We start from the raw sequence: 25,972 nt of genomic DNA on the forward strand, positions 1-25,972 counted from the left end.
GCTTCGGGATCTGTCGGTCAGTGGGTGTCGGTGAGCAGCAGGTCGCCGCCGGCGGTGACGTCGAACTTCCAGCCCTCCTGCACCCGGGCGGTGAAGAAGGGGCCTTCGACGATGGCCGGGCCCTCGGCGGTGGCGCCGGGCTCCTGGTCGGCCAGCGCGAACACCGGAACCGGCTGCCGTCCGGCCGCTCCGAGCACGGTGCGTTCGCCGGCCGCCCGGGGGGTGCGGGCCTCGGCGAAGGAGCCGTGCGGGAGCTCGATCCGGTTCATCCGGCGGGTGGCCACCAGGGTCAGGGCGGTGGACGCACCGGGCAGCAGCTCGACGCACTCGCCGGGCTCGTACGGCGTCTCGTCGACCGTGGCACCGTGTGCGTCCTCGGTGGTCAGGCTCCAGGACAGTTCGCAGTCGACGAGGGCGTGCCCTTCCTGGAACATGTCCCGCTCGGCCTTGGCCAGGAGGTCAGCCACGGCCGCGGCGAGTGTCGCCTCCGCCGTGTCCGCGACGTCGGCCTCGTAGCTCTGCCCGATGTCGGAGAACCCGATACCGAAGGCGGAGAACACCGCGGCGAGCTTGGGCACGAGCACGCTGCGCACGCCCGCGACCCGTGCTGCGCCGCACGCACTCATCGGGCCGGCGCCGCCGAACGCGGCGATGGTGGTCTCGTCGGCGTCGGACACCGCGGGGGCGACGGCGTTGCCCATCGCGGTGAAGTACGCCTGTTCCATCGCCAGCAGCGCCTCGTCGAGGGTGAGACCGAGCGGTTCGGCGACGGTGGTGGTGACGACGGCGCGGGCCCGGTCCGCGTCGAGCGTGAAGTCGCCGTCGAGGTAGGTGGCAGGGTCGAGCACGCCGAGGAGGAGGTTGACGTCGGTGATGGTGGCGGACGTGCCACCGAAGCCGAAGCAGGCCGGTCCGGGTGCCGCGCCGACGCTTTCCGGTCCGACGGTGATCGCCCCGTCGGTGACGGTGATGACGGAACTGCCGCCGATGCCGGCCGACTCGACGTTCGACATCGGGAAGGAGGTCGGGATGCCGGCGATGGTGCCGCGGCGGTCGGTGAGGATCTCGCGCCCGGCGACCGTGCCGATGTCGGTCGTGGTGCCACCGACGTCGATCATGAGAACGTGCTTGAGGCCGTAGATCTCGGCGAGCGCCCGGGTGCCCTCGAGTCCGCCGCGCGGGCCGGACGAGTACGTCTTGAGGGCCACGGACTTCGCGACGCGCGAGGAGGCACCGTCGTTGCGGTAGATCAGCAGCGGGTTCTTGACGCGGTGGTCGCGCAGCCGGTGCTCGGCGTTGTAGAGGAACCGTTCCATCGTCGGGTGCAGGAACGTGTTGATCACGGCCGACCAGACTCGCCGGGCCGGCGTGCGGTCGGTGGTGAAGTCCCATGAGTACAGGAACGGAACCGAACCGAGCAGGTGGCGCGGGAACTTGCGCAGCAGGATGCCGCGCAGCGTCCGTTCACGTCCGTCGTCGGTGTTCCCGACGGCGACGACGATGCGGGCGGCACCGTCGGTGGTCAGACGGTTGACCCGGGCGACCAGTTCACCTTCGAGGTCCGCGGCGTCGGTGTCGACGACGGCGACGCGGGTGCCGACGAGGTCGTCGAACAGGGCCCGCTGCTCGGGGGTGCGGCGCAGCTCGTCGACGAGGGTTGCCGAGTCGGTGACGATGCCGATGCGGGGACCTTTGCGCTCGACGAGCGCGTTCGTCCCCTGCGTGGTCGAGTAGCGGATGTGCGCCGTGGAGTGCAGCAGCGTGGGCAGGTCCTCGGCGCCGTAGATCTCCTTCGACACCTTCGTCAGTCCGTCGAACAGGCACTGCGACAGATCGAACGGCGTGGTGAGGGTCTTGGTGAAGCTGAATTCGTGGCCGTCCCAGGCGCAGATGTCGGTGAGCGTGCCACCGTTGTCGATGTTGATGAGTCTGTCCATCGGGTGTCCCCCGTTCGGGTTGCGGTGTTGCGGATCGAATGGGGAAAGCCTGGGCCGGACCGGCGGGTGTGAAGTGTGCCACTTCCGGACACCGGCTATGACGTGGCTCATCTTCCACCTCGAGACGTCCTCTACCTGCGAGTTCGGCGCGACACCGGAACGGAGGCGTCCGGCTACCCGGGTTGCGGGACGGCTTCCATCGACGGACGGTGTCCGGAAATGGGACGGTGCGCCGCCGCACGGCGCGGCGGGCCGCTCCGTCTCCGCGGCGGCCGCGAAAGACCCTTCCGGACAGCGGATTCGAGTAGCCCCGCCGATCAGGGGTGGCGGCGACCGCGCACTTCGGCGGCTGACGTAAGGTCGGCTCGGTGACACCGCTGGAACTGTTCGTCGTCGCCCTGGCCGGGTTGGGCGCCGGCGCGATCAACGCGCTGGTCGGCTCCGGGACCCTCATCACCTTCCCGACGCTCGTCGCGTTCGGGCTGCCGCCGGTGACCGCCACGATGTCCAACGCCGTCGGGCTCGTCGCGGGTGGGGTGTCGAGCACATGGGGGTACCGGCGCGAGCTCCGCGGGCAGTGGCCGCGGCTGCGATGGCAGATCCCCGCCTCCGTCTCCGGCGCGGTCCTCGGGTCGTGGCTGCTGCTGAACCTGCCCGAATCGGCCTTCGAGACGATCGTGCCCGTTCTGCTCGTGCTGGCGCTGCTCCTGGTCGTGTTCCAGCCGAAACTGCAACAGTGGGTGCTGCGGCGCTCCGGCGGCCCGGCCGAGCAGATCGGGCCGGCGCGCATGACGGCGCTGGTCGTCGGCACCTTCGCCGTGGGCGTGTACGGCGGCTACTTCACGGCCGCGCAGGGCATCCTGCTGATGGGATTGTTCGGGGCGCTGCTGCACGATCACATCCAGCGGCAGAACGCCGCGAAGAACCTGCTCTCGCTGCTGGTCAACGTCGTGGCGGCCGTCGCCTACACCCTCGTCGCGTTCGACCGGATCGACTGGACGGCGGCGGCGCTGATCGCCGTGGGCTCGCTGATCGGCGGTGCCCTCGGCTCCCGGTACGGCCGCCGGCTCTCGCCCACCGCACTGCGGGCCGTCATCGTCGTGGTCGGCTTGGTCGGCTTGTACCGGCTGCTGGCGTGAGCGGTCGGTGACACACTCGAACGGTGAACGACGAACCCGTACCCGCGCCGGTCTGGAACTACCTCATGGACATGGACGGCGTCCTGGTGCACGAGGAACACCTGATTCCCGGCGCCGACGCGTTCCTGAGCGAGTTGCGTGAGAACGGCACACCGTTCATGGTGCTCACCAACAACTCGATCCGCACTCCGCGAGATCTGCGCGCCCGGCTGCTGCGCACCGGCCTCGACATCCCGGAGAAGTCGATCTGGACGTCGGCGCTGGCGACCGCGACGTTCCTGGCGAATCAGCGACCCTGTGGCAGCGCGTACGTGGTGGGCGAATCGGGACTGACCACAGCCCTGCACGACATCGGCTACGTCCTGACCGACAACGACCCGGACTACGTCGTCCTCGGGGAAACCCGCACCTACTCGTTCGAGGCGATCACCACCGCGATCCGGCTCGTCGAGCGGGGTGCCCGGTTCATCGCCACCAATCCGGACCCGACCGGACCGTCGCGGGAGGGCTCGCTCCCCGCGACCGGGGCCGTCGCGGCGCTGATCACCCGCGCGACGGGTCGCGAACCGTACTTCGTGGGCAAACCGAATGCCCTGATGATGCGATCTGCTCTGCGCGCGATCGGCGCGCACTCGGAGCACACGCTCATGATCGGCGACCGGATGGACACCGACATCGTCTGCGGCCTCGAAGCGGGCCTGCAGACCCTGCTGGTGTTGACCGGCATCTCGACTCGCGAGTCCGTGGAGATGTTCCCCTATCGACCCACTCGCGTCATCGAATCGGTCGCGGAACTGGTGGGGCGCACCGCGAATCCGTTCTGACCGGAGCGGGCGGTTTCGGCAGCGAGAGGGAGGTTCTCGCTCACGCCACTCGGGCGATGCCGCGACAACCTCCCTCTCACTGCTCACCCACAGCGCCACTGCCCGGCCCCCACCGGACCGGGCAGCGACAACGCCCCGCCGACGAGAGGATGAGGTTCTCGTCGGCGGGGCTGCTCACCTCTGGAAGGCGCCTCGATCAGCCGATGCTGAAGGGCTGGCCCCAGAGGGTGACCTGCTGGACGTTTGTCCCGGTGTCGACGGTGACCTTGATGTAGCTGCGGGCCTGGGCGTAGCCGGCGCAACCGGACACGCCGAGGGTCGAATCGGTCCACGTGACGCTGCCGCTGCGGCCCTTGACGACGTTGAACGGCACGTGCTGCTCTTCGTCGAAGGCGTTCGCGATGGTGCGGTCGAGGATCTTGAAGTCCTGGGCCTGGCCCGGGCCGAGCGTGACGGTGCCGCTGCCGTTGACGGACGGAGTGATCGAGGAGGTCTGGCCCGAGTAGCCGGCCTTGACGCCGGCGCCGCCGCCTGCGGTGCCGCCAAGGTTGATCTGGCAGGCGACGATGTAGCCCGGCTGGAACTTGGTGGTGGCCTTGTCCGCGCCCTCGCCGCTGATCTCGACCTTGGCCGTACCCGAGACCCACACGTTGCGGTGCAGAGGGGTAGCGCCCATGGACGGGGAGATGTTGGCGGTTTCACCGACACGGCTGAGGGTCACCGTGGTGCCGTTCAGGGTCTCGGTGATGCTGCCGTCCGGCAGCGGCACGAAGGTGTCGGCGTTTGCCGCACCCGCAGAGGCGAATCCGATGGCGACGGCGACGGTGGCGCCGATACCGGCCGCCTTCAGACCACGGCGCAGGCCGTGGGCGATGCTGGTCTTCATGTTCTCTCTCTCGAGGGTTCGACGCTCGTGTGAGCGAAAGCAGGAGGGACGGACGGTAGCGGTCAGCCGATGCTGAACGGCTGGCCGTACAGGGTGGTCTTGGAGTAGTTGGCCCCGGTGACCTCGAGGACCGTGTACGCCCGGGCCTGCGCGTAGCCGCCGCAGCCCTGGACCTCGATCTGCGCGTCCTGGTACTTGTAGCTGTACTTGCCGTCCTTGAGGATGTCCTTGCCGTCGATGCGCGCGAACTTCACCTGCCCTGCAGAGATCGGAACGCTGATCGAGCCACTGAGGCTGCCGCCGCCCGCGGAGGGGCCGATGTCGAAGCCGGCGCCCAGGTTGCCCTTCAGACCCGCGATGTCCATCTGGCAGCCGATGAGGTAACCCGTGGTCAGGTGCGGAACATCGTTCGTAGAGGTGCCGTTGGTGCCCTGCGTACCAGTGGGGTCACCGGTGGCGATGCCGCCATTGGTCGGACCGGCCTTGAGGTCGGCCGGAAGACCCTTGACGTCGACCTCGATCGTTCCGGACACCCACGCCACGCGGCCGGCACCGTTCGCAGCCAGAGAGGGCGAGATGAGGGCACTCTCCGCGGTGCGCTTGATCATGGCGTTGCCGTTCGCGGCGACGATCTCGCCGTCGGGCAGCGGCACGAAGGTGTCGGCGTTCGCCGCACCCGCGGACAGGAAGCCCAGGGCGACGGCGGCAGCTGCTGCTACACCACCGATGCGTGCGCCGCGGCGGAGGCCGGACGTGTGCTTGTTGCTCAATTCATTCCCCTACTCAGGTGTGCGGTTACCCGGGCGCCCCCGGGCACGGCTGATCACGGCCGCGGGCGGGCCGCCGCGGTCGATTCGGATGTGCATTCTGGTCAGGTCGGGGCGAGATACCGGTCGGTTTCTCGCACAGGCGGATTCAGGTGTCGTTGGCGTGCTGCCCCGAGGGGCACTGTGGACCGACACCCCCGCTCGGACCCCAGTTCGTTTCGGAACGATAACACGCCTGATGCAGAGGGTCACTAAACAGTTACGGCTGTGTTCCAGATCACATGTGCGCACAGCCGTGCGCCGTCGAGGGTTATGTGTGACCGGGAATCCGACTTGCGCAGAACGCAGTTCGGTGTTCTAACGCAAACGCGTGGGGATGCCGGCGACGACCAACGTCACCGACTCCGATTCCGCCGCCACCCGCGCGTTGAGCCGACCCAGCAGGTCCCGGAACAACCGGCCGGACGCCGTCGCCGGGACCACGCCGCTGCCCACCTCGTTGCTGACCGCCACCACCGGCACGGCACACGAACGCCACGCATCGAGCAACTGCTCGACGTCCGCCTCGACCGCGGTGACGTCCCCGCCCGACCACACGTCGTGACGGTCCAGGCGGGCGGTGAGCCAGGTCCCCAGGCAGTCGATCAGCAACGGCTCGTCCGCCCCTCGGAGCACGGCCGCCACGTCGTCGGTCTCGACCGTCGTCCACGACCGCGGCCGGCGGGCCCGGTGCAGCGCGACGCGCTCGGCCCACTCCGCGTCGCCGTCGCGCGTGCCGCCCGTCGCCACGTACGTCACCGCCGGGAACGATTCGAGCAACTCCTCGGCGTGCCGCGACTTTCCGGAACGCACACCGCCGAGTACCAGAGTGCGCCGCGCCGCAGCTACTTTGCCGGTCGCAGATCCCACCGTCGTCACCTCACCGTCGTCGCCCGCTCGCGCCCCGCAGGCCGCCAGCCGGATCCGCAGCTGCTCGACCGGCGGGTTGTGGTGGCCCAGATGCACGGCCACCACATCGGTCCGCTCGGTCACCGCCCCGCACGCGCGCAGGGTCCGCACCGTCTCCCCGAACGCCGGCAGCGTGTGGTGCGCGGAGCCCAGATCCATTCGGTCCCCGAACGTCTCCTCCAGGAACACCGCATCGTATTCCGCACCGGCGACCCGGTCGAACCACTCCACGGGCAGGGGTCCGGTGTCGCATGCCCACAACATGCGGTCACCACCGGGGCCCTGCACGTCGTAGAGCACGGAGTCTCCGTCGACCAGGACGCGGTGCGCGGCGGGCAGCACCCGCACCCGGTACTCGCCGACTGTCAGCACGTCCCCGGCCGCGACCGGCACGAACCGCACCGGGTCGGTGGGTGCGATCCAGTCCCGGCACTGGTCCAGCGCGTCGACCGGGCCGATCACCTCGATCTCGGAATCCGTTGCCGCCCAATATCGGAAGAGCAGCGCCTGCGGGCCGAGGTGGTCGGGATGCGAGTGGGTGAGCAGGACGTGGCGCACCCCGGCGAGGGTGCGGCCGTGACGCAGCGCCGCGCGCGGCGCCTCGGGTCCGCAGTCCAGCAGGAGCACGTCGTCCACGAGTGCGGCCGTCTGCCCGCGTATCTCGCCGCGAGCAGCCGCGTCCGCGCACGACGGGCAGGTGCAGAACGGATTCGGCCAGCCGTCGGCGGCACCCGTGCCCAGCAGCAGTACCTCCATCACGAATCCTCCGATTCTGCTCCGCCCGAGAAGCTTCCACGCACCGGAACGACGGCCGGGCCGGTGCCGGGACGGTCCAGCACCTCAACGCGCGCGCCGTACACCTCGGCGATCCGCCGGACCGTGAGCACCTGCCGGGGCGTGCCGTCGGCGACCACGCGACCGTCGGCGAGCAGGACCAGCCGCCCGCCGTACAGCGCCGCCGAGGTCAGGTCGTGCATCGCAGCGAGGACCGTGATCCCGTTCTCCACGCGCATCGACTCCACAAGGTCCAGCACGTGCTGCTGGTGGCCGATGTCGAGGGCGCTGGTGGGTTCGTCCAGCAGCAGCACCTGCGGTTCCTGCGCGAGTGCGCGCCCGAGGACCACGCGTTGCAGCTCGCCGCCGGACAGCTCCGTCGCCGGACGGCCGGCCAGCGCGCGCAGGTCGAGCCGGTCGAGGACCGACTCGACCATCTCACGGTCGTGTGCCGACTCGGTCGCGAACCGCGGCAGGTGCGGGGTGCGCCCGAGCCGGATCAGGTCGGTGACCGTCATGCCCTCGGGCACGATGGGCCGCTGCGGCATGAGCGCCACCGTGCGGGCCATCGTCCGGCGCCCGGAGTGTGCGGGGTCCAGTCCGCCGACGCGGACCCGGCCGGTTGCGGGTACCAGTCCCGCCAGCGCGTGCAGGAGCGTGGTCTTCCCCCCACCGTTGGGCCCGACGAGGGCGATCCACTCCCCCTGCCCGACGGTCAGGTCCACCCCGTGCAGGACGGTCTTGCCGCCGCGGTCGACGCGCAGGCCCCGGCAGTCGACGGCGTTCACGACACCCCCCGATGCCGGCGCAGCACCACCAGGAAGAAGGGCGCGCCGACGGCCGCGGTCACCACGCCGATGGGCAGTTCGGCCGGGGACATCACGGTCCGGGCCAGCACGTCCGCGAGGACGAGGAAGGCAGCTCCCATCATCAGCGACAGCGGCAGCAGTAGCCGGTGCCCCGGTCCGACGATCAGCCGGATGGCGTGCGGCACCACGATTCCGACGAAACCGATGAGGCCGCTGGCGCCGACCACGGCGGCGGTGCCGAGGGTCGCCACGCACACCAGGATCAGCCGGACCCGCGCCGGGTTCACCCCGAGGCTCGCGGCCTCGACGTCGCCCACCGCCATCACGTCGAGCATCCGGCGGTGCAGCAGGATGACCGCCGCGGACACCACGACGTACGGCAGCACGACGACCACGTCGGACCAGCCGTCGGTGCTGAGGCGGCCGAGCAACCAGGTGTACACCTGCCGCAGGGTGTCGTCGTAGAGCTGCTGGACGAACGTCTGCGCCGCGTTGGCGAAGGCCGCCACCGCGACGCCGGCCAGGATGATCACCACCTCCGAGCGCATCCCGCCGACACTGCGTCCGAGCGCGTAGGTGGCGGCGACGGCGACGAGGCCGCCGGCGAACGCGGCGACCGGCACCCCGACGGAGGCGAGCACTCCGCCGAGGGCGATCGCGAGTGTGGCGCCCAGGCCGGCGCCGCTCGACACCCCGAGCAGGTAGGGGTCGGCCAGCGGGTTGCGGAACACCCCCTGGTAGGTGGCGCCGGCGATGGCGAGCATCGCGCCGACCAGCGCACCGAGCGCCACCCGCGGCATGCGGATGTTCCACAGGATGGCCTGCTGCCGGGTCGTCAGCCCGGAGTCGACGTCGACGAAGGGCAGGGCGTCGATCAGTTCCAGGAACACGCCGCGCACGGTCAGTCCGGCGGGGCCGACGAGCACCCCGACGTGCAGCACGACCACCAGGACGAGGGCTGCCGCGCCGAGCACCAGGGCCGGGTGGCGCGCGGCGCGGGTCACCGGGTGGGCTGGGCGGCGGGTTCGGCGGCAGCCACGATCGCTCCGAGGTCCCGCACGAGGTCCACGACCCGCGGTCCCCAGCGGCTGGCGACGTCCTCGTCGAGCACGTGGATCTGTCCGGAGCGGACGGCCGTCAGCTCGCTCCAGCCGGCGCGGGCGGCCACGGTTTCCGGCGTGACCCCGCAGCACTGCCCGTCGGCGAGGAAGATCAGGTCGGGGTCGGCGTCGAGGACGTACTCGGCGGACAGCTGCGGGTAGGCGTCGGCACCGGCGGCGTCGCCGATGGAACGCAGACCGAGCATCGCGTAGATGCCCCCGATGAAGGTGTCACCCGTGACGCTGTAGTAGGTGTCGTCGAGCTCGTGGTAGTAGGTCAGCGGAGCCGGGCGGGGAGGCAACCCGGCGACGACCTCGTCGATGTCGCTGCGCATCGACGCGACCAGTTCGGCCGCGTCCCCGATGTGCCCGGTGGCGGCGCCGAGCTGCTCGATCTGCGTGTACGCCTCGTCGAGGGTGGTGGCGGCCGGCAGCAGCAGCGTGGGGACGCCGGCCGCATCGAGGCCGGAGACGAGGTCGCCCACGTCGTCCATCGCGACCACGAGGTCCGGTTCGTAGCCGAGCACGGCTTCGACGTTCGGCGAGTATCCGGACAGGGCGGTGACGGGCACCCCGGCGGGGTAGTCGGACTGGTCGTCGACCGCGACGACCTGGTCGCCGGCGCCGACGGCGTAGAGCATCTCGGTGGCGGTGGGACTGAGGGAGACGATCGAATCCGGGGCCGCATCGAGGGTGATCGCTCCGTCGCCGGAGTTCACGGTGACGGGGAAGCTCCCGTCACCGGAGGGCGCGGAGGCCGGTTCGGAGCCGCCGCTCGAGGCGCACGAGGCGGCGAGCAGGGCGAGCGCGGCGAGTCCGGCGGCGAACAGCCGGCGGGTCGGCACAGTGAGGACAGGCACAGTGGGGGCAGGCACAACCATCCTCCGTGAGGCGGAGGACGAAAACAGCACGGCTGCAACGATCACCGTTGCGGCACGACACCGTCCTTCGTCCGAGGACCAGTACGTGACCGCCGCGCCGGCCGACCTGACTCGTCCGGCAGCGCGCTGCCGGCCTCACAGTTGCGGGACAGTGCCGGATTACACCGGACTTCACCGATACGCTGCGGCACCCCACCCGGAAGCGGGGTCACCGCAGCGTATCGCAGGGCTCCGGGCCCGGGGACGGCAGGCCGGGGTCCGTCAGTGCGCCGCCTCGCGCTTCTTCCGTTTCGGAATCAGGTGCGCGATCAGCACGATGATCGCGCCCACGACGAGCCCGACGACTGCGGACGCCACGGTCCCCGCGGTCCAGGACAGCACACCGCCGAAGCCGCCCTGCACGAGATCGCCGAACCAGTGTTCGAGGTCGTGCAGGCGATCGGCCGGCCAGTGGAATCCGGCCTCGCCGACGTTGACGAGCAGGATGTGACCACCGACCCACAGCATCGCGGCGATCCCGACCACGGTGAGCACCGTCATCACCTTCGGCATCGCGGCCACGAGCCCCCGGCCGACCCGCCGGCTGAACGACGATTCGCGTCCGGCGAGCGCCAGGCCCACGTCGTCCATCTTCACGATCAGCGCGACCGCGCCGTACACCAGGGCGGTGATGAGGATCGCGACGACGACGAGCACCGCCAGCCGGGTGAGGAACGGTTCGTCCTCCACCGACGACAGGGAGATCACCATGATCTCGGCCGAGAGGATGAGGTCGGTGCGGATGGCCCCGCTGACCATGGACTTCTCGACTTCGGGTCCGCTCAGTACCGCGGGGGTGTCGGCTTCGTGGTGACCGCCGGTCAGTGCTTCGTAGACCTTCTCGGCCCCCTCGAAGCACAGGAACAGGCCTCCGGCGATCAACAGGTAGGGCAACGCCTGAGGAAAGAACTGGCTCAGGAGCATCGCCACCGGCAGGATGATCAGCAGCTTGTTGCGGATCGACCCGATCGCGATCTTGCGGATGACCGGCAGTTCCCGGTCCGGGGTGAATCCGTGCACGTAGCGCGGGGTGACGGCGGTGTCGTCGACGACGACACCTGCCGCCTTGACGCCGGCCTTGCCGGCCGCGGCGCCGATGTCGTCGATGGACGCCGCGGCCGCTTTCGTCAGTGCCGCGACGTCGTCCAGCAGGGCGACGAGACCACCAGCCACGGGAACCTCCCACAGTTCGGCTGCGCAGAGCCGATCGAACGACACGCAGTTGCGGGTCGACTCTGTAACTTACCGAAGCGCGCACGGCCGTGGGATCGGGTCTTCCGCGGTCTCCGGTGCGGCCGGTGTCGCCGACCTGGCATTTCCGGGTGGTGGATCGAAGCCCCGACCCGTCGGCAGGGCTTCGATGCAGCTGCGGCCTTCGACCTCGCCGCCGGTTACCGCAGCGCCTGCTCGAAGTCCTCGAGCAGATCCTCCGTGTCCTCGAGCCCCACCGACAGCCGCACCACCCCGTCGGACAGGCCGATCGCCGCCCGGCCGTCCGGCCCCATCGCCCGGTGCGTCGTCGTCGCGGGGTGGGTGATCAGCGACTTGGCGTCGCCGAGGTTGTTGGAGATGTCGACGATGCGCAGCCCGTCGAGCAGCTCGAATGCGCGCTTCTTGCCGGCGCCTTCGGGGGCGTCCAGTTCGAAGGTCACGACCGTGCCGCCGCCGCTCATCTGGGACCGCGCCAGGTCGTACTGGGGGTGCGAGTCGAGGAACGGGTACTTGACCCACTTGATCGCGGCGTGGTCCTGGAGGAAACGGGCGATCCGCTCGGCCGACTCCACCGAGTGCCGGATCCGCACCGCCATCGTCTCGAGGCCCTTGAGCAGGGTGTGGGCGTTGAACGGGCTCAGTGCCGGACCGGTGTGGCGGATCAGGTGCTGGACCGGGCCGTCGATGTAGTCCTGCGGGCCGAGGATCGCCCCGCCGAGCACCCGACCTTGGCCGTCGATGTGCTTGGTGCCCGAGTACACGACGATGTCGGCGCCGAGATCGAGGCTGCGCTGCAGCAGGGGGGTGGCGAAGACGTTGTCGAGCACCACCTTGGCGCCGGCGGCGTGCGCCATCTCGGAGACCCGGCGCACGTCGACGAGAGTCTGCATCGGGTTGGAGGGCGTCTCGAAGAAGACCGCCGTCGTGGGCACGGACAGCGCCCGCTCCCACTGGTCGAGGTCTTCACCGTCGACGAACACGGTCTCGACGCCCCAGCGCGGGAGGATCTCGTTGCAGACCACGAAGCAGGAGCCGAACAGGCTCCGGGCCGCGACCAGCCGGTCGCCCTTGCCGAGCAGCGCCGCGAGGGCGGTGAAGACCGCCGACATGCCCGAGGCGGTGGCGTAGCAGCCCTCGGCACCTTCGAGCAGCCGCAACCGCTCCTCGAACATCTTCACCGTCGGGTTGCCGTACCGGGAGTAGACGAAGTGGTCCACCTCGCCGGTGAACGCCTGCTCCGCCGCCTCGGCCGATTCGTAGACGAAGCCGGAATTGAGGTAGATCGCCTCGGAGGTCTCCTCGAATCCGGACCGCATGGTGCCGCCGCGCACGCCGAGCGTGGCGGGACGCACCGATGCCGGCAGCGGCCGCTCGAAGGCGCCGCCCCTGGGGATTGTGCTCACGACTGCCTCCACGGCAGGCCCGCGGCCCGCCAGCCCTCGGCGCCGCGATGCCGCTCGGCATCGAGGCCGCCTTCGAATCCTTCGAGGATGTTGTACGACGGGGCCAGGCCCGCGGCGGTGGCCGCCTCCGCGGCGGCGATGGAACGATGTCCCGAGCGACACAGGAACACGATCGGCCCGCCGGTCACGCCGGCGTCCTTCAGCTGGTCGACGAAGTTCTCGTTGCGGGCACCGTTCGGGTAGCGCACCCATTCGACGAAGACGGTGCGGCGCCCGATGGGGGACGTTTCGGGAACCCCCACGTACTTCCATTCGGCGTCGGTACGCACATCGACGAGCACGGCGTCCGGGTTCTCGCGCAGCAGCTCCCAGGCTTGCTGCGGCGTCATATCACCTGCGTAGCTCACCGCACCAGCTTTTCACAGCTCTCGGCGAGCCGACCAGGCGGGCGGGCGGCGGTCAGAAGGTGCAGATCCGCCAGACGTCGTCGATCCGGACGAACTGCCACGTGCTGGTCTGCTCGTTTCCGGCGATCCGGGCACGCACGTCGGCGCTCGCCCGGTCGTCGTTCGTCTCGACGTTCTCGACGGCCTCGAGCCGCACCTCGCCGTCGATACCGGCCAGCGGGGCCCGGTCGGCCGCGAGCTGGTCGCAGCGCAGGCGGTCCTGCGCGGCGCGGTCACCGGCGTTGTGGGCACGGACGTAGTCGTCGACCGTCCGCACGACGAGTTCGGTCCCGGAGGTGCTGCGATCCGACGGCGACACCAGCTGGGCGGCGAACACCCCGACGACGAGCACCACGATGATCGCGAGTGCCGCGAGGAACGGCGTCGCACTGCTGCGGTCCGTTTCGTCCGGGTCGGGCTCGGGTGCGCGTTCGGCTGCCATGGGGCGATCCTAGGCCGCGCCGGGACGGCCCCACGCGGGCGCATTTGCCCCGATAAACCCTCTCGAGGTAGGAATTGGCCATGGCCTCTACGCACCTCGTTCGACGTCTCGCCGTCGACCTGTGTCGAGTGAGCGCCCACATGTGTTGTCGCTGAAGCGAATTCCCGTCGCGCCCGGTTCGTCGCGCAGTTCTTGCCGCTCCCGCGTGCCCCCTGGCAGCCGCCCCTGCCGGCTCCCTTCCTCAATTAAGCTGAATCACGTCCGTCCGCACACCGAAGAGGTAGTTGACCCCTGATGACCGATCAGACTCGTCCCCTTCGCGTCGCGATCGTCGGTGCCGGCCCCGCCGGCATCTACGCCGCCGATGCGCTCATGAAGTCCGACACCGAGGTCAGCATCGACCTGTTCGAGCGGATGCCCGCCCCGTTCGGTCTCATCCGCTACGGCGTGGCGCCGGACCATCCCCGCATCAAGGGCATCATCACCGCCCTGCACAAGGTGCTCGACAAGCCCCAGGTCCGGCTGCTCGGCAACCTCGACTACGGCACCGACATCACCCTCGAGGACCTGCGCCGGTTCTACGACGCGGTGATCTTCTCCACCGGCGCCAACGCCGACCGCGCCCTGAACATCCCCGGCATCGACCTCGACGGCAGCTACGGCGCCGCCGACTTCGTCTCCTGGTACGACGGCCACCCCGACGTGCCGCGCAGCTGGCCGCTCGAGGCCGAGAAGGTCGCCGTGCTCGGCGTCGGCAACGTCGCCCTCGACATCGCGCGCGTCCTGGCCAAGACCGGCGACGAGCTGCTGCCGACGGAGATCCCCGCCAACGTCTACGAGGGCCTGAAGAACAACAAGGCCGTCGAGGTGCACGTGTTCGGCCGTCGCGGTCCCGCTCAGGCCAAGTTCACCCCGCTCGAGCTGCGTGAGCTCGACCACTCGCCCACCATCGAGGTCATCGTCGATCCCGAGGACATCGACTACGACGAGGGCTCGGAGGCCGCGCGCCGCAATTCCAAGCAGGTCGACATGGTCGCCAACACCCTGCAGGACTGGGCCATCCGCGACGTCGGCGACCGCCCGCACAAGCTGTTCCTGCACTTCTTCGAGTCCCCGGCCGAGATCCTCGGCGAGGACGGCAAGGTCGTGGGCCTGCGCACCGAGCGCACCGAGCTCGACGGCACCGGCAACGTCCGCGGTACCGGCCGCTTCCGCGACTGGGAGGTCCAGGCCGTGTACCGGGCGGTGGGCTACCTGTCGCAAAACATCGCCAAGCTGCCGTTCGACGAGCAGGCCGGCACCGTGCCCAACGAGGCCGGACGCGTCGTCGCCGACGAGTCCGCGGAGGGTCCCGAGCGTTTCCTGCCCGCCACGTACGTCACGGGCTGGATCAAGCGCGGTCCCGTCGGTCTGATCGGCCACACCAAGGGCGACGCGAACGAGACCGTCGCGAACCTGCTCGCCGACCGGGCCCACGGCCTGCTGAACACCCCCGAGGACCCGTCCGAGGACGCGATCGTCGCCTTCCTCGAGGACAAGCAGCTGCCCTACACCACCTGGCAGGGCTGGTACCGGCTCGACGCGCACGAGCGCAGCCTCGGCGAGGCCGAGGGCCGCGAGCGCGTCAAGGTCGTCGAGCGTGAGGACATGTTCCGCGCGTCCGAGCCGCACAAGGCCTGACACCCCCCGACCCCTGGTGGCCGAATGTCACATTCCGTCGATGGAATCGACCGGATGTGACATTCGGCCACAGTCGTACCGGGCCGCCTCCGGTCAGGTGAACAGCACCGCGCCGAGCCACACGCCGGCCGCGATCAGGCCGCCGAGCAACTCGACGAGGATCGACAGCGCCACCGCCTTGGTCGCGTGCACGGTCGACACCCACGCGTCACGGTGGGTGCGGTGCCGCTGCACCTCGGACAGGTAGGTGCCGAGCAGGAACCCGAGCAGCAGCCCGATCACGGGAACGACGAAGAACCCGACGATGCCGAGCAGGCCGCCGGCGACGATCGAACGCGTCGGCACCCCGGCCCGCCGCATCCGGCCGCCCGGCCAGGTGTACTTCACGATGCCGGTCACCAGCAGGGCTGTCGTCGCGACGGCAAACACCGTCCACGCGACGGTGCCGCCGGTGAGCCACGCCCACACCGCGATCGCCCCGAAGATCAGCAGGGTGCCCGGCAGGATCGGCACGACGATGCCGACGAGTCCGACGAGGACGGCCAGGCCGACGAGGACCTCCGCCCCGGCGGTCACGGTGCGACCGCCCGCACGGGTGAGGCCGCCTGGACGAGTGCGACCAGGGTCTGCGAGTCGCTCGTGTCGACGGTGTGTGCGCGATGCCCGGGCGCATTCGGGTACCGGTCCACCGCGATCACCTCGACACCGGGCCGCTGCGGCGCGACGACCGCTCTGTTGCCCAGCGCACCCGCGTCGAGGAGCCGACGCGCAGGGCGCCGGGAGTCAGCGGGGTACCGATTCGTGGTGAGACCATGGGGGGACTATATGTGCCCCTCAGGTCGCACCCGGAGGTCGCGATGGACGTCGCCGAACCGAATCTCGAGTCGGACACCGGACGGTTCTTCACCACGGCCGGGATCGATCCCGCCGACGAGCTGGACTGGCAGCGGCGCGACGCACGCATCGTCCACCACGGCACCGGCGCGGTGGTGTTCGAACAGCGCGACGTGGAGTTCCCCGCCGCCTGGTCGCAGAACGCGACGGACATCGTCGCGCAGAAGTACTTCCGCGGCGCTCCGGGCACCGCCGCCCGGGAACGGTCGCTGCGCGACGTCGTCGCGCGCATCGTGGACACGATCACCGCGTGGGGCGCGGCCGACGGCCACCTCGACGACCCGGAGGCGTTCGCCGCCGAGCTGACGTACCTGGTCCTGACGCAGCGGGCGTCGTTCAACAGCCCCGTGTGGTTCAACATCGGGGTGCCCGACACTCCGCAGCAGGCCAGTGCGTGCTTCATCCTGTCGGTCGAGGACAGCATCGACTCGATCCTCGAGTGGTACCGGCAGGAGGCGGTGATCTTCAAGGGCGGGTCGGGCGCGGGGGCGAATCTGTCGCGCATCCGGTCGTCGGCCGAGCCGCTGGCGGGTGGGGGCACCGCGTCGGGCCCGGTGAGTTTCATGCGCGGCGCCGACGCCTCGGCGGGCACCATCAAGTCCGGCGGCAAGACGCGCCGGGCCGCGAAGATGGTGATCCTCGACGTCGGCCATCCCGACGTCGAGGAGTTCGTCGACTGCAAGGCCGTCGAGGAACGCAAGGCGCGGGTACTCGCGGAGGCCGGGTTCGACATGGGGCTCGACGGTCGCGACATCCATTCGGTGCAGTACCAGAACGCCAACAACTCGGTGCGGGTGAGCGACGAGTTCATGCAGGCGGTCGCGGACGGCGCCGAGTGGCCGCTGCGCGCGGTCACCACCGGTGCGACGGTGCGCACGGTGCCTGCCCGCGATCTGTTCCACCGGATCGCCGCAGCCGCCTGGGAGTGCGCCGATCCCGGGCTGCAGTTCGACACCACGATCAACCGCTGGCACACCGCGGCCGCGACCGGCCGGATCAACGGATCGAATCCGTGTTCGGAGTACATGCACCTGGACGACTCGGCATGCAACCTGGCGAGCCTGAACCTGCTGGCGTTCCTGCGCGACGACGGCACGTTCGACGTCGCCGGATTCCGGCACGCCGTCGCGGTGGTGCTCACCGGCCAGGAGATCCTCGTGAGCCGCGCCGACTACCCCACCGACCGTATCGCGGCGACGTCGCGGCGGTTCCGGCAGCTCGGTCTCGGCTACGCCAATCTCGGTGCGCTGCTGATGGCGCTGGGGCTGCCGTACGACAGCGACGCCGGCCGCGCCTACGCCGCGGCCCTGACGGCCCTGATGACCGGGCACGCGTACGCGGTGTCTGCACGGATGGCTCGCCGGCTCGGGCCGTTCGAGGGGTTCGCCGAGAACCGGGAGCACACCCTCGCGGTGCTGGCTCGTCATCGCGGCGCCGTCGACGACATCGACGAGCAGGCCGCGCCCGCCGACATTCTCGCCGCGGCGCGGGAGGACTGGGACGCGGCGTGCGCGCTCGCCGAGGCACACGGGGTCCGCAACAGCCAGGTGACGGTCCTCGCGCCGACCGGCACGATAGGCCTGGCCATGGACTGCGACACCACCGGCATCGAGCCCGATCTGGCGCTGGTGAAGACGAAGAAGCTGGTCGGCGGCGGGACGCTGTCCATCGTCAATCGCACGGTGCCGCGAGCACTGTCGCGGCTCGGTTATCCCCCGGATCGGGTGGCCGAGTTGCTCACGCACATCGACACGCACCGCACGGTCGTCGGTGCGCCGCAGTTGCGGGCCGAGCATCTGCCGGTGTTCGCAACTTCCATGGGCGACAACGTGATCGAACCGCGAGGGCACGTGCTGATGATGGCCGCGGTGCAGCCCTTCCTCTCGGGCGCGATCTCGAAGACCGTGAACCTGCCGGAGTCGGCGACCGTGGCCGACATCGAGGAGTTGTTCCTCGACGCGTGGCGGCTCGGGATCAAGGCGATCGCGGTGTATCGCGACAACTGCAAACTGGGGCAACCGTTGTCGGTCACGGCCGCGCCCCCCACGACGACGACAGCCGGGCCGAGGCGGGAACGGCTGCCCCGGTTGCGCCGGTCGCGCACCTTCGAGTTCCGCGTCGCGGACTGCAAGGGCTTCGTCACCGTGGGCCAGTACGACGACGGCCGTCCGGGCGAGATGTTCCTGCGGGTGGCCAAGCAGGGCTCGACCCTGGCCGGCATCATGGACGCGTTCTCGATGGCGGTGAGTTACGGCCTGCAGTACGGGGTTCCGCTGCGCACGTTCGTCAACGCGTTCACGAGCACCCGATTCGAGCCGGCGGGCATCACCGACGATCCGGACCTGCGGATCGCGACGTCGATCCTGGACTACATCTTCCGGCGGCTGGCAGTGGAGTACCTCGACGCGGACGAGCGGGCCGAACTCGGCATCCGCACCGGGCCCGAACGCAGCGAGCCCGCCGCCGAGGTGGTCGTGGACACCCGCCAGGGACGCGCCCGCGGCAGCGATGCGCCGTACTGCATGCAGTGCGGGGTGCAGATGCAGCGTTCCGGCTCCTGCCACGCGTGCCCGTCGTGCGGAAACACCAGCGGGTGCAGCTGACGAGCCCGGGACGTGCCTAGCCGGCGACCTCCATCAGCGACAGGACGTTGCCGTGCGGGTCGCGGAACCACGCGACCCGCATGCCCTCGGGCGACGTCCACGCGTCGTGGTCGTCCTGGTCCATCCCGTTGTAACGGACGAATTCGACACCCTTGGCCCGCAGGGCTTCGACGGTCGCGTCCAGGTTCGGCACCCGCCACCCCAGGGCGGTGTAGCCGGTGTCGGAGCGGGACTGCACCAGCGTCACCCGGACCGGTGCACCACCGCCACCGTCGAGGATCAGCGTGAAATGGTCCCGGGACAGCTTCCCGAAACCGAGCGTGTCGACGTAGAACATCTCCGAGATGTCGAGGTCGGTACTGGGCAGGAAGCTCACGAGCTGACCGCTGATCGTCATGGAGTCCACTGTGCGCCCCGCCTCGCGGCCAGGCAAGGACGCGACAATCCGAGCGTGGCGGGCTCGGAGTACTAGCATCTGCGACATGAGCACCTCCGAGATCGCGACCGTCCTGGCCTGGCACGACGCCGTCAACTCCAACGACATCGAGACGCTGCTGGCGCTGTCGAGCGACGACATCGTGCTGCCCACCGGCGACGACGACGAGGACCAGGGCCTCGACGAGCTGCGCGAGTGGGCGACGACGGCGGGCGTGACGTTCCAGCCGGGCCGGATGTTCGTGCACGAGGGCATCGTCGTCGTCGAGGAGACCGCGACGTGGGCGGCCGATCCGGAGCACCCGCGCAGTGAAGCGATCGCGTTCCGGGTGGTGGGCGACCACGTGGTCTCGGTGTACCGGCACGACACGCTCGAGGAGGCGTTCGAGGCCACTCGCCTCAACGAGGGTGATCTGTACGAGGGTTAGGCGCAGGCCGTGACCCTCGGCACACCCTAACGATCGCTAAGGTAGCCTCCTCGGGGAATGGTCCCAACGCACCCGAGTGAGGTTCGACGAGTGTCCGCTGAAGCTGTTGAGAAGAAGGGTCCGCTCGCGGGTATCCGCGTCGTCGAGTTCGCGGGTCTCGGTCCCGGTCCGCACGCCGCGACGCTGCTCGCCGACCTCGGCGCCGACGTCGTCTGCGTGCAGCGTCCGGGTCTGATTCCGCCCGCCGGGCACCGCGACCAGATCCAGCGCGGCCGCCGCGTCGTCGAGGCCGACCTCAAGAATCCCGAACAGGTCGAGAAGGTGCTCGGCCTGATCGAACGCGCCGACGTGCTCATCGAGGGCTTCCGGCCGGGGGTCACCGAGCGCATGGGTCTCGGCCCGGACGTCGCGCTGGCCCGCAATCCGCGCCTGGTGTACGGCCGGATGACCGGATGGGGTCAGGAGGGCCCGCTCGCCCACGCCGCCGGGCACGACATCAACTACATCTCGCTGACCGGTGTGCTGCACGCCATCGGACGCAAGGGTGAGCGGCCGGTGCCGCCGCTGAACATGGTCGGTGACTTCGGCGGCGGCTCGATGTTCCTGATCTTCGGCATCCTCTCCGCCCTCGTCGAGCGCCAGAGTTCCGGCAAGGGACAGGTCGTCGACGCCGCGATGGTCGACGGTGCGCTCGCGCTCTCGCACATGATGTGGGCGTTCCGCGGCCGCGGCGTCTGGTCGGACGAGCGCGGCGTCAACCTTCTCGACACCGGCGCACCGTTCTACGACGTGTACGAGACCGCCGACGGCAAGTACATGGCGGTGGGTTCCATCGAACCCCAGTTCTACGCGCTGCTGCTGCAGGGTCTCGAACTCGACCCGGCCGAGCTGCCACAGCAGCTCGACACCTCGGCGTGGCCGCAGATGAAGAAGCTGTTCACGGAGAAGTTCCTGTCCAAGACTCGCGACGAGTGGGCCGCGATCTTCGACGGCACCGACGCGTGCGTCTCCCCCGTGCTCACGTTCGGCGAGGCCCCGGCCAACCCGCACATCGCGGCCCGCGGCGCGCTGATCGAGCTCGACGGCGTCACCCAGCACGCCCCGGCGCCCCGCTTCTCCCGCACCCCGGCCGGCGCCCCCACCCCGCCGCCCGGCGAGGCCACCGACATCGACTCCGTCTGGCGCTAGGCAGCAAAGCTGCCGGTGTGTCCTTTGGGATGCCAGGGCAGCCCAAAGGACACACCGGCGCCGCAGGCGCCTACAGGAGGTGGACGGCGCCCGTGTCGACGGCCTCGCGCAGGAACGCCGGGGACACGGCCGGGCGGCCGGCGCGGCCCTTGCCTGCGGTGAGCTCGTCCGCGAGGCGGCGTGCGACGTCGAGCACGAGCGGGCCGCCGTCGGGCAGGAACCGGCGCAGGCCCGCTCGCTCGCACCGCAAGGCGACGGAGGCCAGCAGGGTCACCGCCTCCTCGTGCCGTCCGGCGGCGGCCAGGCACGCCACCTCGAGCCGCTCCGCGCGCAGCAGCCGCCGCTCCCGGCGGCTGCCGCGCAGCAGCTGCACCCACTCACCGGCCCACCGGCACGCCAGTTCGGTGTTCTCCGGCGTGGGGTCGGTCAGCAGCAACCGGATAGCCGTGGCCTCCTGGAACTGCGCCGTCCAGGCCGCGGTGCCGTGGTCCGGTCGCGGACGCGTGCCGTAGGACACCGGTGGTTGCGACGGCACCCCCGGCAGCGGCCCGAGCCCGAGCCGGACCCGTTCGTTCTCCACGACCGCCGTGAGCCGCTCCAGGTTCATGGCCGCGGCCGCGCGGCCGCCGTCCGCCAGTCGCGACACCACCGCCTCGCGGTCGCCGCGCACGGCCTTGAGCCGCGCACCGACGACGTACCGCGAGATCTTGAAGTCCACGACCCCGCCCTCCGAGCCGGAGGCGTAGCCGTCGTCGAGCAGCCGCTCGGCCTCGTCGAGCTCGCCTCGCTCGTAGAGCAGTTCGCCGAGGATGGACCCGGCCAGCACCGCGGCCGACGAGTGCCGTCCGGCGCCCCGGCGCGCCGCCCGCAGACCGGCCCGGAAGTGCTCCTCGGCACCGGCGACGTCGAGCTGTTCGATCGCCGCGAGTCCCAGGAGGGCGCGGCCGTGCATGACGTTGTAAGGCCCCTCGTTGAGCTCGAGGTACGGCTGCGCCAGCTGTTGCAGCCGCACCACCTCGTCGTAGTCGGCACGGTAGACCGCGGCGTACGTGGCGACGTTGAGTCCGGACGCGATCACCAGCGGTGGCAGGGTGTCGGCCCGGGCCAGGCAGTGCTCGACGAGATCGTCGGCGCGTTCCATGCGGTCACAGCGCAGGTCGACGACGCCGCGCACGACCTCCACCTCGACGGCGATGTCCGCCGCCTCCTCGGCATCTACGCCGCCGGCCGCGACCGCGGCCTCGACCACCTCCAGCGCGTGCAGCGCCGGCGCGGAGCGGTGCAGGAGGATGTTGGCCCACGCGATGGACAGTTGCAGGTGGATCCGGCCCGACCCAGCCCGGCGCGGCAGCTTGGCGACGAGCCCGAGCAGGGTGGTCGCATGGCCGTGCTCGAGCAGCCGCCGCCCGTTCTCCTCGACGAGATCCGTCGCGTGGTCCTCGTCCCCCGCGGCGAGGGCATGGTCGACCGCCTCGCCGACCATCGCATGGCTCTCGAACCACTCGGATGCGGTCCGGTTCAGGGCCGGAATACGTTCGGGGTGTTCCCGTTCGAGGCGCTGCCGGAGAAATTCGGCGAACAGCGGCTGATACCGGAACCAGCGACCGTCCTCGTCGATCCGGTGCAGGAACAGATCCCGCTCCTCGATGCTCTCGAGTTGCGCCTGACCACGTTCGTGCCCGGTGAGGGCGGTCGCGAGGCTGCCGCAGATGCGTTCGGCGATCGAGGAGGCGAGCAGGAACTCGACGTCGGCCGGTGGCAGGGATTCGAGCACGTTCTCGGCGAGGAATTCGCCGATCGCCCGGTGCCGGCCGGACAGGTGCGAGATCAGCTCCGCGGGGTCGTCGCGGCCGCGCAGTGACATCGCCGCGAGCTGCAGCGCGGCCGCCCACCCGTCGGTGGCGGCGGTCAGGTCGGCGACCTCGTCGTCGTCGAGGTCGAGACCGGCGAGGTCGACGAGGAAGATCCGGGCCTCGTCCACGTCGAAACGCAGTTGCTCGTAGTCGATCTCGACGAGTTCGTCGCGCACCCGCATCCGGCTCGTGGGCAGGCCCGAACGGGTGCGCCCGACGACGACGAGTTGCAGGTGGTGGCAGGCGTTGTCGAGCAGGAACGCCATCGCCGCGACCGTCGCGGGATCCGTCACCCGATGCCAGTCGTCGATGATGACGACGAGTCGTTCTCCGGCCTCGTGGATTTCGTCGACGAGCGAGGTGAGTACGTAGCGCTCCGCCTCGTCCCCGTGTTCGTCGAGCACCTGGCCCAGTTCGCGCGCGAGCGACGGCCGGACCTGCCTGATGGACTCGACGAGGTGCGTCAGGAACCACACCACGTTGTTGTCGTCGTGGTCGACGTTGAGCCAGGCGACGGGAACGTTTTTCTCGGTGAGGACGTAGCGCCACTGCAGGGCCAGCATGGTCTTGCCGAATCCCGGCGGGGAGTGGATGGCGGTCAGCTTCCGGCGCTGCTCCGTGTCGAGAATCGACAGCAGGCGCCCGCGCGGCACCAGCCGACGCGGCGTCGACGGCGGCCGGAACCGGGTGGCCGGAACCGGTGGGGTGGTCGCCCGCACGCCGGACCGGTCGGTGCCCCGCCGCCGCTCGACCACGGACGGCGACGGGTGGTGACCGGACTCCGAACCCGGCTCGACTTCCCCGGCCACGGGAAGCTCGTCGACCGGCAGACCCTCCGCCGCCTGCACCTCGCGCAGCATCTCCCCGAACTCGGCGGCGGTTGCGGGGCGGGTCTGCGGGTCCACCGACATGGCGCGCTCGATCGCCGACGAGAGCGCATCCGGGATCCCCCGCTCCCGAAGGTCCGGAACGGGCTGGGTGGTCACCCGCACGAACTGGGCGACGACCCGCTCGCCGCTGCGCCGCTCGAACGCCGCGTGCCCGGTGAGCACGCAGAACAGCGTCGCGCCGAGGCTGTAGACGTCCGAGGCCGGGGTGGGCGTACGTCCGCTGAGCACCTCGGGGGCGGTGAAGGCCGGCGACCCGGTCACCTCACCCGTCGCCGTCTCGAAGCCGCCGCTCACCCGGGCGATGCCGAAGTCCGTGAGCTGTGGCTCGCCGAACTCGGTGAGCAGGATGTTGCCCGGCTTGATGTCGCGGTGCAGGATGCCGGCACGGTGGCCCGTTTCGAGGGCGCCGGCCAGCTTGATGCCGATGCGCAGCACCTCCGGCCACGGCACGGGACCGGTGCTGCGCAGTTGCGTGTCGAGGGAATCCCGCGGGTGGTACTGCATCACGAGGTAGGGGCGTCCCGTTCCGGTGGTGCCGACCTGCATGACGTTGACGATGTTCGGGTGCCCGGACAGCCGGCCCATCGCGCGCTGCTCCCGCAGGAAACGTTCGAGGTTGTCGGGATCCATGTGGGAGGTGAGGACCTTCACCGCGACCGGACGGTCGAGTGCAGTCTCGTAGCAGCGGTAGACGACCCCGAAACCACCGCGCCCGATCTCACGCGCGTCGTCGAATCCGGCGTCGGCCAGTTCGGCGGCGAGGTCGAACCCGACGTCGCGTTGCGTCGCGTACGGATCGTGTTCGGCCACAGTAACTCTCACATCCGTCCGAAATGGCGACTCCCGGGCGGTGCGGCTGCCCGTTCGTACCCCTCGAGCATAACGCCGCGGACCCGTTCCCGGACGGGGTCCGGCCACCCCGAGAATCAGACCACCAGGTGTGGTTCGCCGAGGTCCCGGCCGCGGGCGAGCGCGTCGTACGCCGAGGCCACGGACGCGACGGCCCGGCGCACCTCGCCGGTCTCCCGCGCGTACGGCAGCCGCAGGAAGTGTTCGAATGCGCCTTCCACCCCGAACCGGGGTCCCGCGGCGAGGACCACGCCGTGATTCGGGGCGGTCGCCGCGAGGGCGGTCGACACCGGCGTGGGCATCCGCACCCACAGCGACATCCCGCCCGGCCCGACCGTGTACGTCCAGTCGGGCAGGAACTCGTCGAGTGCGCCGAGCATCGCCGCCCGCCGGCGGCGCAGCTGCCCGCGCCGCCGCTCGAGCAGGTCCTCGACGTCGCCGAGCAGGTGCGCCGCAGCGAGCTGCTCCATGACCGGCGTGCCGAGGTCCACGGCGGAGCGCGCCCCCACCAGACGGGTGATCAGGGACCGGTGGGCGCGGATCCAGCCCACCCGGAGACCGCCCCACAGGGACTTGCCGGTCGATCCCACCGTCACGACGGAGCGGTCCGCGCCGTACGAGGCGACGGCGGGCGGTGGTGGGGTGTCCAGCCACAGGTCCACCATCGTCTCGTCCACGACGAGCGTCATGCGGGTCTCCTCCGCGATCCGGACGAGTTCGGCCCGGCCCGGCGCGCTCATGCACAGGCCGGTGGGACTGTGGAAGTCCGGGATCAGGAACGCCATTCGCGCCGCGGTCTGCCGGGCGGCGCTGCGCAGCCCCTCCAGGTCCCAGCCGTCGTCGGCGCCACCCTCGGGCCGTACCGGCACGACGACCGGTCGCGCCCCGTGCCGCCGGATCGCCTCGAGCGCATTGGGATAGGTGGGATGGTCGACGATCACCCGGTCGCCGGCGTCGGTGAGGACGCCGAGCAGCAGGCGCAGCGCGTGCTGCGCGCCGGAGGTGATCATGATCTGATCCGCCTCGGTCGGCAGACCGCGGTCCCGGTAGCGCCGCGCGACGACCTCCCGCAGCAACGCGAGGCCGATCGGTTCCATGCCGTGCGAGTCGAGGTAGGCGGGCACCGAACGCAGCGCGGCGGCGTAGGCCGACTCGATCTCGGCGGCGGGCGCCGGCATGGACGCGGAGCTGAGATCCACGGGCTCCGGCGCTTCCACGGCGGCCGGGGCGGCGGGCCGCGCCGGCGTGCTACGTCGCCGCGGCGGCAGCGCGACGGTGCTGCGCGCACCCTGCCGGCTGCGCAGGTAGCCGGCCTCGCGCAGCGCCGTGTACGCGGACGTGATGGTGGTGCGGCTCAGCGCCAGGGCCGCGGCGAGCTCACGCTCGCTCGGCAGCGCCACGCCCAGCGGAACACGACCGTCGTGCACGAGCAGGCGGATGCCGTCCGCGAGAGCCCGGTACGTCGGCCGCCGATCGGCGGTGTCCTGCCAGTTGCCGAGGTCGCGGGCCAGGGAGCCGGCTCCGATCGCGCGCGTGATCACCAGT

General features: G+C 70.6%; 21 protein-coding genes, 1 pseudogene and 1 riboswitch. Of the genes and pseudogenes, 6 read left to right on the top strand and 16 right to left on the bottom strand.

What is annotated here, in order from left to right; genetic code table 11:
* Positions 1-17: 17 nt before the first annotated feature.
* Positions 18-1,937 (bottom strand): hydantoinase/oxoprolinase family protein, encoded by a 1,920-nt coding sequence (locus AC2IPW_RS19045; RefSeq protein ID WP_486375386.1) that lies wholly within the window; start codon positions 1,935-1,937, stop codon positions 18-20.
* Between the two features lie 368 nt (positions 1,938-2,305).
* Between AC2IPW_RS19045 and AC2IPW_RS19050 the strand changes: the two genes are divergently transcribed.
* Together AC2IPW_RS19050 and AC2IPW_RS19055 are read left to right on the top strand one after the other, a co-directional pair.
* A complete protein-coding gene (locus tag AC2IPW_RS19050) occupies positions 2,306-3,076 on the top strand; it encodes a sulfite exporter TauE/SafE family protein (RefSeq protein WP_054375030.1) in 771 nt (256 codons plus the stop codon).
* Positions 3,077-3,141: 65 nt separating this feature from the next.
* On the top strand, positions 3,142-3,900 hold the full coding sequence (locus AC2IPW_RS19055) for an HAD-IIA family hydrolase (RefSeq protein ID WP_486377031.1): 759 nt from the start codon (positions 3,142-3,144) through the stop codon (positions 3,898-3,900).
* Positions 3,901-4,096: 196 nt separating this feature from the next.
* Here the strand turns inward: AC2IPW_RS19055 and AC2IPW_RS19060 are convergent, their stop codons facing one another.
* The 10 genes from AC2IPW_RS19060 to AC2IPW_RS19105 form a co-directional block, all read right to left on the bottom strand.
* Positions 4,097-4,786, bottom strand: a complete 690-nt coding sequence (locus AC2IPW_RS19060) for an MspA family porin (protein WP_486375387.1) — start codon at positions 4,784-4,786, stop codon at positions 4,097-4,099.
* Between the two features lie 62 nt (positions 4,787-4,848).
* Positions 4,849-5,556 (bottom strand): MspA family porin, encoded by a 708-nt coding sequence (locus tag AC2IPW_RS19065; RefSeq protein ID WP_486375388.1) that lies wholly within the window; start codon positions 5,554-5,556, stop codon positions 4,849-4,851.
* A 354-nt stretch (positions 5,557-5,910) separates the two neighbouring features.
* Entirely contained in the window at positions 5,911-7,257 is a 1,347-nt protein-coding gene (locus tag AC2IPW_RS19070) for a bifunctional adenosylcobinamide kinase/adenosylcobinamide-phosphate guanylyltransferase (RefSeq protein ID WP_486375389.1), read from the bottom strand.
* Positions 7,257-8,063 (bottom strand): ABC transporter ATP-binding protein, encoded by an 807-nt coding sequence (locus tag AC2IPW_RS19075; protein WP_486375390.1) that lies wholly within the window; start codon positions 8,061-8,063, stop codon positions 7,257-7,259. Before AC2IPW_RS19075 ends, AC2IPW_RS19070 begins: the two co-directional genes overlap by 1 nt.
* Positions 8,060-9,088, bottom strand: a complete 1,029-nt coding sequence (locus tag AC2IPW_RS19080) for a FecCD family ABC transporter permease (protein ID WP_486375391.1) — start codon at positions 9,086-9,088, stop codon at positions 8,060-8,062. The genes AC2IPW_RS19075 and AC2IPW_RS19080 overlap by 4 nt, the downstream gene beginning before the upstream one ends.
* Positions 9,085-10,029 carry an ABC transporter substrate-binding protein gene (locus tag AC2IPW_RS19085; protein ID WP_486377032.1) on the bottom strand — a complete coding sequence of 315 codons (945 nt, stop codon included), beginning with the start codon at positions 10,027-10,029 and terminating at the stop codon, positions 9,085-9,087. Before AC2IPW_RS19085 ends, AC2IPW_RS19080 begins: the two co-directional genes overlap by 4 nt.
* Positions 10,030-10,144: 115 nt before the next feature.
* A riboswitch (cobalamin riboswitch) is annotated at positions 10,145-10,287 on the bottom strand.
* 39 nt (positions 10,288-10,326) lie between these two features.
* Positions 10,327-11,277, bottom strand: a complete 951-nt coding sequence (locus AC2IPW_RS19090; protein WP_486375392.1) for a DUF808 domain-containing protein — start codon at positions 11,275-11,277, stop codon at positions 10,327-10,329.
* A 218-nt stretch (positions 11,278-11,495) separates the two neighbouring features.
* Positions 11,496-12,719, bottom strand: a complete 1,224-nt coding sequence (locus tag AC2IPW_RS19095; RefSeq protein ID WP_054375331.1) for an O-succinylhomoserine sulfhydrylase — start codon at positions 12,717-12,719, stop codon at positions 11,496-11,498.
* The gene (locus AC2IPW_RS19100) at positions 12,716-13,126 is read right to left on the bottom strand and encodes a rhodanese-like domain-containing protein (RefSeq protein ID WP_003938317.1); all 411 of its coding nucleotides are present in this window, start codon (positions 13,124-13,126) and stop codon (positions 12,716-12,718) included. Before AC2IPW_RS19100 ends, AC2IPW_RS19095 begins: the two co-directional genes overlap by 4 nt.
* Positions 13,127-13,178: 52 nt before the next feature.
* Positions 13,179-13,607 (bottom strand): Rv0361 family membrane protein, encoded by a 429-nt coding sequence (locus AC2IPW_RS19105; RefSeq protein ID WP_486375393.1) that lies wholly within the window; start codon positions 13,605-13,607, stop codon positions 13,179-13,181.
* A gap of 294 nt (positions 13,608-13,901) precedes the next feature.
* On the opposite strand from AC2IPW_RS19105, the gene AC2IPW_RS19110 reads away from it, so the two are divergent.
* On the top strand, positions 13,902-15,287 hold the full coding sequence (locus AC2IPW_RS19110; protein WP_289380923.1) for an FAD-dependent oxidoreductase: 1,386 nt from the start codon (positions 13,902-13,904) through the stop codon (positions 15,285-15,287).
* A 93-nt stretch (positions 15,288-15,380) separates the two neighbouring features.
* Here AC2IPW_RS19110 and AC2IPW_RS19115 read toward each other — a convergent pair whose 3' ends face one another.
* Together AC2IPW_RS19115 and AC2IPW_RS19120 are read right to left on the bottom strand one after the other, a co-directional pair.
* On the bottom strand, positions 15,381-15,863 hold the full coding sequence (locus AC2IPW_RS19115) for a DUF456 domain-containing protein (protein ID WP_289380924.1): 483 nt from the start codon (positions 15,861-15,863) through the stop codon (positions 15,381-15,383).
* A gap of 17 nt (positions 15,864-15,880) precedes the next feature.
* Positions 15,881-16,101: pseudogene (locus AC2IPW_RS19120) on the bottom strand (formate-dependent phosphoribosylglycinamide formyltransferase); the annotation flags it as partial.
* Between the two features lie 43 nt (positions 16,102-16,144).
* On the opposite strand from AC2IPW_RS19120, the gene AC2IPW_RS19125 reads away from it, so the two are divergent.
* Complete coding sequence (locus AC2IPW_RS19125; protein WP_486375394.1) at positions 16,145-18,784, top strand: vitamin B12-dependent ribonucleotide reductase; 2,640 nt, start codon at positions 16,145-16,147, stop codon at positions 18,782-18,784.
* Between the two features lie 16 nt (positions 18,785-18,800).
* Here the strand turns inward: AC2IPW_RS19125 and AC2IPW_RS19130 are convergent, their stop codons facing one another.
* Entirely contained in the window at positions 18,801-19,181 is a 381-nt protein-coding gene (locus AC2IPW_RS19130) for a VOC family protein (protein ID WP_003938323.1), read from the bottom strand.
* A gap of 85 nt (positions 19,182-19,266) precedes the next feature.
* Between AC2IPW_RS19130 and AC2IPW_RS19135 the strand changes: the two genes are divergently transcribed.
* Complete coding sequence (locus AC2IPW_RS19135; RefSeq protein ID WP_003938324.1) at positions 19,267-19,647, top strand: nuclear transport factor 2 family protein; 381 nt, start codon at positions 19,267-19,269, stop codon at positions 19,645-19,647.
* A 90-nt stretch (positions 19,648-19,737) separates the two neighbouring features.
* Positions 19,738-20,835 (top strand): CaiB/BaiF CoA transferase family protein, encoded by a 1,098-nt coding sequence (locus tag AC2IPW_RS19140; RefSeq protein WP_003938325.1) that lies wholly within the window; start codon positions 19,738-19,740, stop codon positions 20,833-20,835.
* A 70-nt stretch (positions 20,836-20,905) separates the two neighbouring features.
* On the opposite strand, the gene AC2IPW_RS19145 is transcribed toward AC2IPW_RS19140, so the two are convergent.
* Both AC2IPW_RS19145 and yczR read right to left on the bottom strand, forming a co-directional pair.
* On the bottom strand, positions 20,906-24,388 hold the full coding sequence (locus AC2IPW_RS19145) for a protein kinase domain-containing protein (protein ID WP_486375395.1): 3,483 nt from the start codon (positions 24,386-24,388) through the stop codon (positions 20,906-20,908).
* Between the two features lie 116 nt (positions 24,389-24,504).
* Complete coding sequence (gene yczR / locus AC2IPW_RS19150; RefSeq protein WP_003938327.1) at positions 24,505-25,968, bottom strand: MocR-like transcription factor YczR; 1,464 nt, start codon at positions 25,966-25,968, stop codon at positions 24,505-24,507.
* Between the last annotated feature and the right edge of the window lie 4 nt (positions 25,969-25,972).

This window comes from Rhodococcus sp. NS-SX18, from assembly GCF_057367935.1.

What these genes read in the sequence shown, in the direction of transcription:
- AC2IPW_RS19045 (WP_486375386.1), bottom strand. Translation starts at nt 1,937, where the DNA reads ATGGACAGACTCATCAACATCGACAACGGTGGCACGCTCACCGACATC.
- AC2IPW_RS19055 (WP_486377031.1), top strand. Translation starts at nt 3,142, where the DNA reads ATGGACATGGACGGCGTCCTGGTGCACGAGGAACACCTGATTCCCGGC.
- AC2IPW_RS19060 (WP_486375387.1), bottom strand. Translation starts at nt 4,786, where the DNA reads ATGAAGACCAGCATCGCCCACGGCCTGCGCCGTGGTCTGAAGGCGGCC.
- AC2IPW_RS19070 (WP_486375389.1), bottom strand. Translation starts at nt 7,257, where the DNA reads ATGGAGGTACTGCTGCTGGGCACGGGTGCCGCCGACGGCTGGCCGAAT.
- AC2IPW_RS19105 (WP_486375393.1), bottom strand. Translation starts at nt 13,607, where the DNA reads ATGGCAGCCGAACGCGCACCCGAGCCCGACCCGGACGAAACGGACCGC.
- AC2IPW_RS19110 (WP_289380923.1), top strand. Translation starts at nt 13,902, where the DNA reads ATGACCGATCAGACTCGTCCCCTTCGCGTCGCGATCGTCGGTGCCGGC.
- AC2IPW_RS19125 (WP_486375394.1), top strand. Translation starts at nt 16,145, where the DNA reads ATGGACGTCGCCGAACCGAATCTCGAGTCGGACACCGGACGGTTCTTC.
- AC2IPW_RS19130 (WP_003938323.1), bottom strand. Translation starts at nt 19,181, where the DNA reads ATGACGATCAGCGGTCAGCTCGTGAGCTTCCTGCCCAGTACCGACCTC.
- AC2IPW_RS19135 (WP_003938324.1), top strand. Translation starts at nt 19,267, where the DNA reads ATGAGCACCTCCGAGATCGCGACCGTCCTGGCCTGGCACGACGCCGTC.